This is a genomic window from Diaphorobacter limosus, assembly GCF_033100095.1.
GTDB classification, from domain to species: Bacteria; Pseudomonadota; Gammaproteobacteria; order Burkholderiales; family Burkholderiaceae_C; genus Alicycliphilus; species Alicycliphilus limosus.
Map to the genome: position 1 here is coordinate 2,075,730 of NZ_CP136921.1, position 11,695 is coordinate 2,087,424.

The 11,695-nt window shown below is 65.0% G+C and carries 12 protein-coding genes; 3 read left to right on the forward strand and 9 right to left on the reverse strand.

Features of this window, described 5'->3' with window-relative positions; genetic code table 11:
• Positions 1-289: 289 nt before the first annotated feature.
• Complete coding sequence (locus tag P4826_RS10000) at positions 290-2,176, forward strand: ATP-binding cassette domain-containing protein (protein ID WP_317700265.1); 1,887 nt, start codon at positions 290-292, stop codon at positions 2,174-2,176.
• Positions 2,177-2,182: 6 nt separating this feature from the next.
• Here P4826_RS10000 and P4826_RS10005 read toward each other — a convergent pair whose 3' ends face one another.
• The 7 genes from P4826_RS10005 to P4826_RS10035 all read right to left on the reverse strand — a co-directional run bounded on the left by P4826_RS10005 (position 2,183) and on the right by P4826_RS10035 (position 8,539).
• Positions 2,183-3,292: a protein-glutamate methylesterase/protein-glutamine glutaminase gene (locus P4826_RS10005; protein WP_317700266.1), complete on the reverse strand. Its 1,110-nt coding sequence runs from the start codon at positions 3,290-3,292 to the stop codon at positions 2,183-2,185.
• A gap of 18 nt (positions 3,293-3,310) precedes the next feature.
• Positions 3,311-4,030, reverse strand: coding sequence for a chemoreceptor glutamine deamidase CheD (gene cheD, locus P4826_RS10010; protein WP_425605160.1), 720 nt, complete (start codon positions 4,028-4,030; stop codon positions 3,311-3,313).
• An 11-nt stretch (positions 4,031-4,041) separates the two neighbouring features.
• Positions 4,042-4,953: a CheR family methyltransferase gene (locus tag P4826_RS10015; protein WP_317700268.1), complete on the reverse strand. Its 912-nt coding sequence runs from the start codon at positions 4,951-4,953 to the stop codon at positions 4,042-4,044.
• Positions 4,953-5,441, reverse strand: a complete 489-nt coding sequence (locus P4826_RS10020; protein WP_317700269.1) for a chemotaxis protein CheW — start codon at positions 5,439-5,441, stop codon at positions 4,953-4,955. The genes P4826_RS10015 and P4826_RS10020 overlap by 1 nt, the downstream gene beginning before the upstream one ends.
• Positions 5,442-5,477: 36 nt before the next feature.
• Positions 5,478-7,607, reverse strand: coding sequence for a chemotaxis protein CheW (locus P4826_RS10025; RefSeq protein ID WP_317700270.1), 2,130 nt, complete (start codon positions 7,605-7,607; stop codon positions 5,478-5,480).
• 52 nt (positions 7,608-7,659) lie between these two features.
• Complete coding sequence (locus tag P4826_RS10030; RefSeq protein WP_317700271.1) at positions 7,660-8,022, reverse strand: response regulator; 363 nt, start codon at positions 8,020-8,022, stop codon at positions 7,660-7,662.
• 67 nt (positions 8,023-8,089) lie between these two features.
• Positions 8,090-8,539 (reverse strand): hypothetical protein, encoded by a 450-nt coding sequence (locus P4826_RS10035; protein WP_317700272.1) that lies wholly within the window; start codon positions 8,537-8,539, stop codon positions 8,090-8,092.
• 110 nt (positions 8,540-8,649) lie between these two features.
• Here P4826_RS10035 and P4826_RS10040 point away from each other — a divergent pair, with 110 nt between their 5' ends.
• Together P4826_RS10040 and P4826_RS10045 are read left to right on the forward strand one after the other, a co-directional pair.
• Positions 8,650-9,771: a hybrid sensor histidine kinase/response regulator gene (locus P4826_RS10040; RefSeq protein WP_317700273.1), complete on the forward strand. Its 1,122-nt coding sequence runs from the start codon at positions 8,650-8,652 to the stop codon at positions 9,769-9,771.
• The gene (locus tag P4826_RS10045; RefSeq protein WP_317700274.1) at positions 9,768-10,397 is read left to right on the forward strand and encodes a response regulator; all 630 of its coding nucleotides are present in this window, start codon (positions 9,768-9,770) and stop codon (positions 10,395-10,397) included. Before P4826_RS10040 ends, P4826_RS10045 begins: the two co-directional genes overlap by 4 nt.
• A gap of 98 nt (positions 10,398-10,495) precedes the next feature.
• Here the strand turns inward: P4826_RS10045 and fliR are convergent, their stop codons facing one another.
• Complete coding sequence (gene fliR / locus P4826_RS10050) at positions 10,496-11,266, reverse strand: flagellar biosynthetic protein FliR (protein ID WP_317700275.1); 771 nt, start codon at positions 11,264-11,266, stop codon at positions 10,496-10,498.
• A 106-nt stretch (positions 11,267-11,372) separates the two neighbouring features.
• A complete protein-coding gene (gene fliQ / locus P4826_RS10055; protein ID WP_317700276.1) occupies positions 11,373-11,642 on the reverse strand; it encodes a flagellar biosynthesis protein FliQ in 270 nt (89 codons plus the stop codon).
• Positions 11,643-11,695 lie beyond the last annotated feature (53 nt).

Consider the following 11,695-nt stretch of genomic DNA (forward strand, 5'->3'; position numbering starts at 1 on the left):
TTCGACCCCCCGCATCACGCACCAACCAGTCATCTCTCAACAACCAGCCGCTGCAATCAGCGAAGCCTTGAAGTATACATCGGGTTTTAACCATCTTGCAACTCAAGGTGGGAAAATTTTCTCTTCCCATTCACTTCGACCGGTGCAACTCAGTGAGAGCCCTTGTCTGCAGCGAAGCGTGAAGTATAGCGCGGGTTTACCCCTAAAAATCCCAAACCGCAGCTTTTTTGCGCAGAGCGTCACCGTGCGCCCTGCGGGGGCACTGCGACCACCGCCGATAATTTCGGCCATGGCATTGATTACTTTGATGGAAGCCCAACTGGCGTTCGGGCATGTAGCCCTGCTGGATCACGCAAGCTTTGCGCTGGAGCCCGCTGAACGTGTGGGCCTCATAGGGCGCAACGGAGCGGGCAAGTCGTCGCTGCTGAAGATCCTGGGCGGACTGGCAAAGGCGGACGACGGCAGCCTGAGTGTGCAGCAGGGTTTGCGCATCACCTATGTGGCGCAGGAGCCCGAGCTTGACCCCGAGGCCACGGTGTTCGCGGCGGCGGCACAAGGCATTGCGCAGGCCATTGCGCTGCGCGAGCAATACTTGTCCGGAGCCCCAGGATTGGATCTGGATGCGCTGCAATCGCAGATAGAAGCCTATGACGCCTGGAACTGGGAGCAGCGCGTGGAGGAAACCCTGCAGCGCCTGCACCTTGACCCACAGGCGCTGATAGGCACGCTGTCGGGCGGCACCAAGAAGCGCGTGGCCCTGGCGCAGGCCCTGGTGGCACGGCCCGACGTGCTGTTGCTGGACGAACCCACCAATCACCTGGATCTGGACTCCATCGAGTGGCTGGAAGAACTACTCCTGGCCTTCAAGGGCAGCGTGGTCACCATCACCCACGATCGCGCCTTTCTGGATCGGATCGCCACACGCATCGTGGAGCTCGATCGCGGACAGCTGCGTTCCTACCTGGGCAACTTCGCTCAATACCAGGCACAGAAAGAAGAGCAGCTGGCGCAGGAGGCCGTGATCAACGCGCGTGCTGACAAGCTGCTGGCACAGGAGGAGGTCTGGATACGCAAGGGCGTGGAGGCGCGGCGCACGCGCAGCCAAAGCCGCATCGGCCGCCTGGAGGCGCTGCGTGCCAACCGTGCGGCGCGGCGCGAGGCGCTGGGCAGCGTGAGGATGGACATCGCCTCGGGCGGCCAGGGCGGCTACCAGGGCAAGATCGTGGCCGAGCTCACGCGTGTGAGCAAGGCCTTTGGCGACAGGGCGATAGTGCGCGATTTCAGCGCCACCATTTTGCGTGGCGACAAGGTGGGGTTGATTGGCCCGAACGGCGCCGGCAAGACCACGCTGCTCAAGCTCATCCTGGGCGAGCTCACACCCGATAGCGGCGACGTGCGCCGCGGCAATAACCTGCAGGTGGCGTACTTCGACCAGATGCGCAACGCCATCGACCTGGACGCCACGCTGGAAGACTTCATCAGCCCGGGCAGCGAGTGGATTGAGATTGGCAACCAGCGCAAACATGTGAAGAGCTACCTGGGCGACTTTTTGTTCTCGCCGGCACGCGCGCATTCGCCCGTGCGCACGTTGTCGGGCGGCGAGCGCAACCGGCTGCTGCTGGCCCGGCTGTTCGCGCGGCCGGCGAATGTGCTGGTACTGGACGAGCCGACCAACGACCTGGACATAGACACGCTGGAGTTGCTGGAGGAGCTGCTGCAGAGCTACGACGGTACGGTGTTCCTGGTGAGCCACGACCGCAGCTTTCTGGACAACGTCGTCACCAGCACCATTGCGGCCGAGGGCGATGGCCTGTGGCGCGAGTACGAAGGCGACGTGCAGGACTGGCTGACGCAGTCACGCCGCAGCCGCGAGCTGGCTGGCAGTGCTGCGCCAGCCGCCAAGAATACCAGTCAAAACGAAGCAAAACGCATAACAGACAAGCGCGAACAGCTACAAAAAAAGAAGCTTAGCTACAAGGAACAACGCGAACTGGAGCAGTTGCCGGCCCAGATTGACGCACTGGAGGCCGAGCAAACCGCCATACGCGACGAGCTCGCCGACGGCAGCCTGTATGCCAGAGACGGCACACGCGCCGCCGCTTTGCATGCACGCGATGGCGAGATCGAGGAGCTGCTGATGCAGGCGCTGGAGCGCTGGTCCGAGCTCTCGACCTGATGGTCGTCAGATGCGATGGTGCAGCCGGTCGGTGGCGCCACGCAGGCGCGCAATCAGCGCCGGCGCAATCTGCGTGAGCGGCAGCACCTCGTCGGCCGCGCCATGGGCGATGGCCTCGCGCGGCATGCCAAAGACGATGCAGCTGGCCTCGTCCTGCACGTAGTTGTAGCTGCCAGCATCCTTCATCTCGCGCATGGCAGCGGCGCCGTCGGCGCCCATGCCAGTGAGCATGATGGCATAGGCATTGCGACCCAGCACGGTGGCGGCCGACTTGAACAGCACCTCCACCGAGGGCTTGTGCCGGTTCACGGGCGGACCATCATCGACCACGGCCACATAGTTGGCGCCACTGCGCGCGATATGAAACTGCTTGCCGCCCGGTGCGATATAGGCATGGCCGGGCAGGATGCGCTCGCCGTTCACCGCCTCCTTCACCGTAATCTGACACAGGCTGTTGAGCCGCGCGGCAAAGCTGGTGGTAAAGCCCGGCGGCATATGCTGGGTGATGACGATGGCCGGCGAGTCGGCCGGCAGATGCACCAGTACCTCGCGTATGGCCTCGGTACCGCCGGTGGAGGCACCTATGCAGATCACCTTCTCGGTGGACACGCGACCCAGCAGGGTCGCGGCGCTGGCGGGCGCGGGCGCTGCCTGCGCCGTTCCATCAGGGTGGGCAGCCGTGGTGGCAGCGCGCACCGGCATGCGGCGCACATGGGCGGCCGCCGCCACGCGGATCTTCTCCACGATCTGCGTGGCCAGCTCGTTCAGGCCGCTGCTCAGGCCCACGCGCGGCTTGGCGACAAAGTCCACGGCGCCTAGCTCCAGTGCCTTCATGGTCACCTCGGCGCCGCGCTCGGTCAGCGTTGAGATCATCACCACCGGCATGGGCCGCAGGCGCATCAGGCGGCCCAGGAAGTCGATGCCGTCCATGCGTGGCATCTCCACGTCCAGCGTGATCACGTCGGGATTCTGCTCGCGGATCATCTCGCGCGCGATCAACGGGTCGTTGGCCGTGCCTATGCACTCCATGTCCCCTTGGCGGTTGATGATCTCGGCGAGCAGGCTGCGCACCAGGGCCGAATCGTCCACCACGATGACGCGAATTTTGGGCTTCATATCGCTGGCTTTCTCATCTCAAAACAGATCCACGGAGCCGCCGCTGGTGGCTCGCGCCACGCTGGCGGCGTTGCCGCGTGCCTCCTGCGCCGTCGCCTCTGGATGGGCATGGGCCAGGCGCTTGACCATGGCCTTGCCCGTCACCGGAAAGAACACCACCTTGCGCGGATAGATGTCGAGCACATCCTCGGACACCACGGGTATGCGCTCGGTGGCCAGATAGCCCTGCACGAAGCGCGTGTTGCGCTCGCCCACGTTCATGGTGGTGAAGTTGGCCATCACCTGGCCGCCACCAAAAATTTTGGCCTGCAAGGTCTCGCGGCGCGCGCCCAGCTTCATCATCTCGTTGATCAAGAGCTCCATGGCATAGGAGCCATAGCGCCCCGAAGAATCACCGTTATCACCATCGGGCAACATGAAATGGTTCATGCCCCCGACGCGCATGCGGCTGTCCCACAGGCAGGCGGCAATGCACGAACCCAGCACCGTCATGATGGCCAGCGGCTCGCGGGCGACAAAATACTCGCCTGGCAACACCTTGGCGGCGTTGTGCTGAAAATGGTGATCAAAGAAGAAAAACGAGGCCTCGCCCGGCTTGCGTGCTTGGGCCTTCAGTTGTTGCAGGGTCTGCGCGGGCTGCGCCTGCGCCTCGCCCTCCAGCGCAGTGACGCGTGGGATGCGCCTGCGCTCGGTCAGCGCGCCGGGCTGCGGAGGTGGAGCCATGGACTGGGGGTTCATAGACGACCTATCTACCCAACACGCTCATAGACCGTCTTGCCGCGCAGGGCAAACAGGTCGCGCGAATCGCTGAAGTTTTCTGCATGACCCACAAACAGCATGCCGCCGGGCTTGAGGACACGGTGCATGCGCTCGAGCACGCGCCGCTGCGTGGGCTCATCAAAGTAGATCATGACGTTGCGGCAGAAGATCACGTCGAAAGGCTCGCGAAATGGCCAGTCGTCGCGGATCAGGTTCACGCTCAGAAAATCGATGGGTTGGCGCAACTCGGGGCGCACGCGCGCCATGCCGGCGTTATCGCCCTTGCCGCGCAGAAAGAAACGCTGCAACTGTGACTGGCTCAGGCCCTTGAGGCCGTCTTGCCGGTACACGCCGCGGGCGGCCTTGGCCAGCACGTTGGAGTCGATGTCGCTGGCCGCCAGTTTGAACGGGGCACGCGGTGCCAGCGCCTCCAGCGCGGTCATGACGATGGAATACGGCTCCTCGCCGGTGGACGCGGCGCTGCACCAGATATTCCACGGTCCATTCGGGCGCGTGCGCAGCAACTGCGTCAGCACCTCGAAATGGTGCTGCTCGCGAAAGAAGGCCGTGAGGTTGGTGGTCAGCGCGTTGATGAATTCCTGCCATTCCGGCCCGTCGCTGCCCTCCAGCCAGCCCAGGTAGTCGTGAAAGCTGGTGTGCCCGGTCTCGCGCAGGCGGCGCGACAGGCGGCTGTAGACCATGGCGTGCTTGCCATCGTGCAGGTTGATGCCGGCGCGCTGGTAGATCAGTGCCTGCACGCGCGAAAAATCGGTCTGCGTCCAGGCAAACTCGCGCCCGCTCGCGTCCTCATGCTCGGCATTCGCCGCCGTGTGGTGCTGACCGACGCGCACATGGGCACGGCGTGCCGTTGGTGTGGCTATGGCTTGTCGGTGCGCGTGCATCAGCTTGCTGCTGTCGCCAGCCCCATGTCCACGCCCGCCATCAGGCGCTCGATGTCCAGCAGGATGAGCATGCGCTCGCCCACCGAGCCCAGGCCGCGTATGCACTGCGCGTCGATACTGCTTTCCAGGTCTGGGGCGGGGCGCAGCTGCTCGGGCGCCAGCTCCATCACATCGCTCACCGAATCCACGACGATGCCCACGACGCGCTCACGCAGGTTCAGGATGACGACCACGGTGAAGCTGTCGTAGTCCGCCTGCGCACAGCCAAAACGCAGGCGCATGTCCACGATGGGGACAATGGTGCCGCGCAGGTTGATCACGCCCTTGATGAACGCCGGCGCGTGGGCGATGCGCGTGGGTGCCTCGTAGCCGCGAATTTCCTGCACCTTGAGGATGTCGATGCCGTACTCCTCCTGGCCCAGGCGGAAGGTGAGGTATTCCCTGGCACCGGCCGCAACGATCTCTATGCCCTTGTCCACCACATTCATGTCTTGACTCCTTGCTTTCTCGGCTTTGGGCACGCATCAATGGCGTGCGCGGCGCACCAGCGCGCCCGTGTCCAGAATCAGCGCCACCGTGCCGTCGCCCAGGATGGTGGCGCCAGACACGTTGGGCACCTTGCGGTAGTTGGTTTCCAGGTTTTTCACCACCACCTGGTGCTGGCCCAGCAGCTCATCGACCAGTACCGCCACACGGCTGCCGTCGGCCTCTACCACGACCATGATGTTGTTGCCACTGCTACCCGCGCCGCCCGGCCGGGGCACCTGGAAAATGCGCTCCAGCGACATCACGGGCATGTACTCCTCGCGCACCTTCACCAGCTGCGAACCCTGGGTGACCGTGTTCACATCACCCTCGTTGACCTGGAACGACTCCACCACCGACGACAGCGGCAGGATGTAGACCTCGTCGCCCACCCCAACCGACATGCCGTCCATGATGGCCAGCGTGAGCGGCAGGCGCACCGACACGCGCATGCCGTAGCCCTCGGCCGAGTCAATCTCCACCGACCCTCCCAGCGAGGTGATGTTGCGCTTGACCACGTCCATGCCCACACCGCGGCCGGACACGTCGGTCACCACATCGGCAGTGGAAAAACCCGGCGCAAAGATCAACTGCCAGACCTCGCTGTCGGGCATGGTGTCGGAGACATCCAGGCCGCGCTCGCGCGCCTTCTTGAGAATCTTCTCGCGCGACATGCCCTTGCCGTCGTCGCGCACCTCGATCACGATGGAGCCGCCCTGGTGCGATGCCGACAGGGTCAGCGAGCCATGCTCAGGCTTGCCCACGGCCAGGCGGTCCTCGGGCAACTCGATACCATGATCCAGGCTGTTGCGCACCAGGTGTGTCAACGGGTCGGTGATCTTCTCGACCAGGCTCTTGTCCAGCTCGGTGGCCTCGCCGTGGGTGATGAAGTCAACCTTTTTGCCCAGCTTCGCCGCCAGGTCGCGCAGCATGCGTGGAAAGCGGTTGAAGACGATGGACATGGGAATCATGCGGATCGACATCACCGATTCCTGCAGGTCGCGCGTGTTGCGATCCAGGTCCGCCAGGCCGGCCAGCAACTGCTGATGCGCCCCGGCATCCAGGCCGCGGCTGTTTTGCGCCAGCATGGCCTGGGTGATGACCAGCTCACCGACCAGGTTGATGAGCTGATCGACCTTGTTCACGGCCACGCGGATGGTGGAGGACTCCATGGACGCCTGGCTGGCCCCCTTGGCCTCCGGCGCTGCGCGTGCCGCGGCGGTGCGCTGCGCGGGGGCCGCAGCAGCCGCCAGCGCGGCAACGGCCACTTCATCCACAGGCACGCCCGGAGCGCCGGCAAAGAAACCATAGGGCTGGGCCGCATCGGGCCCAGCGGCCTGCGTCACAGGTGCATCAGGGGCAGGCGCAGCACACGCCACCGCAGCAAGGATGCAAACCTTCTCCTTGGCCACGTGGAACGCGAACAGATCCAGCAGATCGTCGTTGCTGGAGGCGGTTCGCACCGCGAAGCGGCGCATGTCGGCAACCTCGCCCGGCAGATCCTCGATCTGCCCGAGCCCGGGGATGTCTCGGAACAGCTCCTTGATGGCGTCGGCCTGGGCCAGCTGCTCCAGCGGGCCAATATGGATTTCGAGCGCGCGCATGCCATCTGCGCCCACCTCGGGCACCACTGCCGGAGCGGCCACCGGCGCGGGTGCAAAAGCCGGCTGCGGCGCAGGCACGACGGCTTGCGGCGCCATGGCCGGTGCCTGACCGGACGCCAGCTCGCTGATGCTGCGCACCAGATCGTGGGTGGAGATGGCCTCGCCCTGCCCGCCCGCCTGGTGGCGCGCCAGCAGGCTGCGCGAGGCATCGGCCGACTCCAGCAGCACGTCCACCATGGGCGCAATCAGGCGCAGCTCGTGGCGGCGCAGGCGGTCGAGCAGTGACTCCATCTGGTGCGTGAGTTCGGCCACATCGGCGAAGCCAAAGGTGGCCGCGCCGCCCTTGATGGAGTGGGCGCAGCGAAAGATGCCGTTGAGCTCTTCGTCGTTGGCAGCCTCCAGATCCAGGTTCAGCAGCATCTGCTCCATCTGGTCCAGGTTCTCGGCGGCCTCTTCGAAGAAGATTTGGTAGAACTGCGTCAGGTCGAAATCTGCGCCTGCGCTCTCTTGATGGGTGTCCGCCATGGTGTCGGCTTCCTGTGAACTGCGTGGGTGTGATGGTCGTCAGGCGCCGGGTTCAGCGGATGACTTTTTGTATGACTTCGATGAGCCGCACCGGGTCGAACGGCTTGACCAGCCAGCCGGTGGCACCGGCGGCGCGGCCGGCCTGCTTCATCTGGTCGCTGGACTCGGTGGTCAGGATCAGGATGGGTGTGCCCTTGTAGCGCGGGTGGGCGCGCAGCCTGCGCGTCAGGCCGATGCCGTCCAGGCGCGGCATGTTCTGGTCGGCCAGCACCAGGCTGACGGGGTGGGTCTCGGCCTTCTCCAGGGCGTCCTGGCCGTCCACCGCCTCCACCACGTGGTAGCCCGCGCTGGTCAGCGTGAAGGACACCATCTTCCGCATGGACGGAGAATCATCGACGGCAAGAATGGACAACATGGACAACTCCAACGACTCTTGATTGATTGAATGGGTTCAGGGCGTGCATGGGGCCGCTGACAGTGGTTCAGAACAGCTCCACCGAACCGGCTGCCATCTCCCGTTGCGCCACGGGGTTGGGGCGATCCGGCGCCATACCCTCGGTCGGCGCGACGTCCTCGCCTTCCTCGCCGCCCATGACCTGGGCCGCCAGGCGAAAGGCGCTGGCCTGCAGCACGCGGCTGGTGTGGGTGATGAGCTGGGTGGCCATGTCGTGAAACTGCAACTCGGTCACGGCGCTGCGCAGCGCGGTGCGCAAGGCCAGCAGTTCGGCGCATCCGTCGACACGCGCGTCGGTGAGCACGGCATTCGCCTCCCCAAAACGGGCGAGCAAATTGTCCGTGGCGTGGTCGAGCAAGCCCTCCAGACGATGCAGGTCGTGCGCGGCCATCAGCAGACAATCCTGCAAATCGGCCGCCACCATCACGGGAACCTGCACCGCAGGCCCCTCGTCTGGCGTAATAAGCGTTGATTGCATCGTTTCTCCATGGCTGCGGGCTACATTTCCGCGGGCAACATCTCTCCCGTCCGGGCATGCCGCCCGCCGCCGGCCGGCGGATCGGTACAACTTGTTCCAATGTGTATCCTATGATACCTATTTCTACTGAGCTTGAACCGCTAAAAAGCCCCATGCGCATACTGCATCTCGAGGATTCGGCCGCCGACCATGCCCTGGTGCGCCTGACTCTGCGCCGCTCGGGCGTGGCGCACGAGATCCGGCAGGTGGAGACGCTGGACGAATTCACTCAGTGGGTGATGCAAAAAAACCACGACCTGATCCTGGCCGACTACCGCCTGCCGGGATTTACCGCGCTGGATGCCTGGAGCGTGGTGGAAAAGCAGGCGGGCCACCCGCCCTTCGTGCTGCTGTCCGGCGCGATTGGCGAGGCGGCGGCGGTGGACGCCATGCGCCTGGGTTTTGCCGACTACCTGCTCAAGGACGACATGGCGCGCCTGCCGCATGTGCTGCAGCGCGCGCTGGAGGTGGCCGAGGCGCGCCGCGCGCGCGAGCAGGCGGCAGCCGAGCTGGCGGCATCCGAGCAGCGCCTGGCAGACCTGGCCGAACACCTGCAGACATCGATTGAGGAGGAGCGCGCGGCGATCGCGCGCGAAATCCACGACGACATCGGCGGCGCACTGGCCGCCGTGAAGTTCGACCTGGCCTGGCTGGGGCGCCACAGCGCGGATGACGATCAGCGCCGGCATGCCGCCAGCGCCACCGAGATGCTGCAACACGCCATGGACGCCAGCCAGCGGCTGATGTTCAACCTGCGCCCGCCCGTGCTCGATCAGGGCCTGGTGGCGGCCGTGCGCTGGCTGGCCGAGTCGTTCGAGCGGCGCACGCGCGTGCCCGTGCGCGTGAGTGCCAGCCGCGAGGCCATGGACATGCCCCCGACCCTGCAGCTGGTGGCCTACCGCACGGCACAAGAGGCGCTGACCAATGTGCACAAGCATGCCCAGGCCAGCCGCGTGCATATCGACCTGTCCGACCACGAGGGCGTCCTGACGCTGGAGGTGGCGGATGACGGCCGCGGCATCGCCTCCGGGATGCGGCAGAAGCCCCGCTCCTTCGGCCTCAGGGGTCTTGAGGAGCGTGCGCGGCGCGCCGGCGGCTGGCTGGACATCAGCAGCCGTCCGGGCCAGGGCACCTCGGTCATCATGAGCCTGCCGCTAACATCCACCGAACCCGACGCAGGAGAAGAATCGTGATCCATGTGGTGCTTTGCGACGACCATGCCGTGCTGCGGCGCGGCATACGCGACACGCTGGCCGAATCGCCCGAGATTTGCGTGACCGGCGAGGCCGGCAGCTACGCCGAGCTGCGCGAGGTGCTGCGCGCCGCCACCTGCGACGTGCTGCTGCTGGACCTGAACCTGCCAGGGCGCAGCGGCCTGGAGGCGCTGGCCAGCCTGAAGGAGAGCCACCCCGCGATCAAGGTGCTGATCGTCTCCATGTACCCCGAGGATCAGTACGCGCTGCGCTGCCTGAAGGCCGGCGCCCATGGCTACGCCAACAAGGGCGGCGACCCGGTGCAGCTGATTGCCGCCGTGAAGACCGTGGTCGAGGGGCGCAAATACCTCACGCCCGAGGTGGCGCAGCTGCTGGCCGACAGCCTGGCCCAGCCCACGCCCGAGCTGCCGCACGAGTCGCTCTCCGAGCGCGAGCTGCAGACGCTGGTGAAGATCGCCTCGGGCAAGCGCCTGTCGGACATTGCCGAGGAGCTGCTGCTCAGCCCCAAGACCGTGAGCGTGTACCGCGCGCGCGTGCTGGAGAAGCTCAAGCTGGCCAACAACGCCGAGCTGACGGTGTACGCCATACGCAACCGGTTGGTATGAAAACAATAGCTGTTTGCGCTTGACACACAAGCATTTCAACCATTTTTCTATTTGACTACCCCAATTACAAAGCGCAAAACGCTATCGTTTTTGGTGAATCAACGTCCGCCGCCAAACAGATCCATGGACTGCTGCAGCAGCGTCAGCATCGGCTGCTCCAGCATCGGCAGGGTCGCCGTGATGCCCAGCATGCCCACGGTGAGCGTGACCGGAAAGCCCACGGCGTAGATGTTCATCTGCGGCGCCACGCGCGAGATGATGCCCAGCGTCAGGTTGACGAACAGCAGCATGGCAATCATGGGCAGGGCGATCCACAGGCTGCTGGCGAACAGCGACGCGCCCAGCTCATGCAGGCGCATCCGGCCCACGGCCTGCAGAAAATGGCCATCCACGGGAAAGCTGTCGAAGCTCTTGACCACCGCCATCAGCACCATCAGGTGGCCGTTGATGACCACGAACAGCAGCATGGCAATGTTGCCGAAGAAGCGCGCCACGGCGCTCACCTGGGCGTTGGCCATGGGATCGAAGAACGAGGCGAAATTCAGCCCCATCTGCAGGCCGATGACCTCGCCCGCCAGCTCCACGGCGACGAACACCAGGCGCACGGCAAAACCCAGAGCCAGCCCCACGCCCACCTGCTGCAGCACGGCGCCCAGGGCCTCACGCCCGTTCAGATCTATCACCGGCTGATCGGGCAGCACCGCCTGCGCGCATAGCGCCACGAAGAAGGCCAGACCGATGCGCACGCGCACCGGAATGGCGCGCATGGAGAACACCGGCGCCGCCGTGAACAGCGCCAGCACGCGCAGAAACGGCCACAGCACCGGCGACAGCCAGGCCATGATCTGGGCCTCGGTGAAGGTGATCATGCGGGGTGGGAGGTTGTGCGTTTTGTGTTGTGCGTTGGGCGACAAACACCAACAGGCGGGTCCTTGAACCTAACACTCATCGCAGGACAGCCAAGCGCCTCACGTCTCAACCCACCACCGATGGGATCGACTCAATGGTGCGCCGCAGATAGTCCACCAGCGTGGTGATCATCCACGGCCCGGCGATGGTGAACACCACCACCGCCGCCACCAGCTTGGGCACGAAGGCCAGCGTGGCCTCGTGGATCTGCGTCACGGCCTGGAAGATGCTGACCACCAGGCCCACGGCCATCACCACGCCGAGCACCGGCAGCGAGATCGTCAGCAGCAGCGTGAGCGCGTCGCGGCCCATGGTGAGCACGAATTGGGAGGTCATGAAAAATCCTTTGAGTCAGCCGTTGTGCTAAATGCCGGCACCGTATAAAACTG

Bases quoted from the DNA above. Each gene is read 5' to 3' on its own strand.
- P4826_RS10000 (WP_317700265.1), top strand. From the start codon at position 290: ATGGCATTGATTACTTTGATGGAAGCCCAACTGGCGTTCGGGCATGTA.
- P4826_RS10005 (WP_317700266.1), bottom strand. From the start codon at position 3,292: ATGAAGCCCAAAATTCGCGTCATCGTGGTGGACGATTCGGCCCTGGTG.
- cheD (WP_425605160.1), bottom strand. From the start codon at position 4,030: ATGAACCCCCAGTCCATGGCTCCACCTCCGCAGCCCGGCGCGCTGACC.
- P4826_RS10015 (WP_317700268.1), bottom strand. From the start codon at position 4,953: ATGCACGCGCACCGACAAGCCATAGCCACACCAACGGCACGCCGTGCC.
- P4826_RS10020 (WP_317700269.1), bottom strand. From the start codon at position 5,441: ATGAATGTGGTGGACAAGGGCATAGAGATCGTTGCGGCCGGTGCCAGG.
- P4826_RS10025 (WP_317700270.1), bottom strand. From the start codon at position 7,607: ATGGCGGACACCCATCAAGAGAGCGCAGGCGCAGATTTCGACCTGACG.
- P4826_RS10030 (WP_317700271.1), bottom strand. From the start codon at position 8,022: ATGTTGTCCATTCTTGCCGTCGATGATTCTCCGTCCATGCGGAAGATG.
- P4826_RS10035 (WP_317700272.1), bottom strand. From the start codon at position 8,539: ATGCAATCAACGCTTATTACGCCAGACGAGGGGCCTGCGGTGCAGGTT.
- P4826_RS10040 (WP_317700273.1), top strand. From the start codon at position 8,650: ATGATACCTATTTCTACTGAGCTTGAACCGCTAAAAAGCCCCATGCGC.
- fliR (WP_317700275.1), bottom strand. From the start codon at position 11,266: ATGATCACCTTCACCGAGGCCCAGATCATGGCCTGGCTGTCGCCGGTG.
- fliQ (WP_317700276.1), bottom strand. From the start codon at position 11,642: ATGACCTCCCAATTCGTGCTCACCATGGGCCGCGACGCGCTCACGCTG.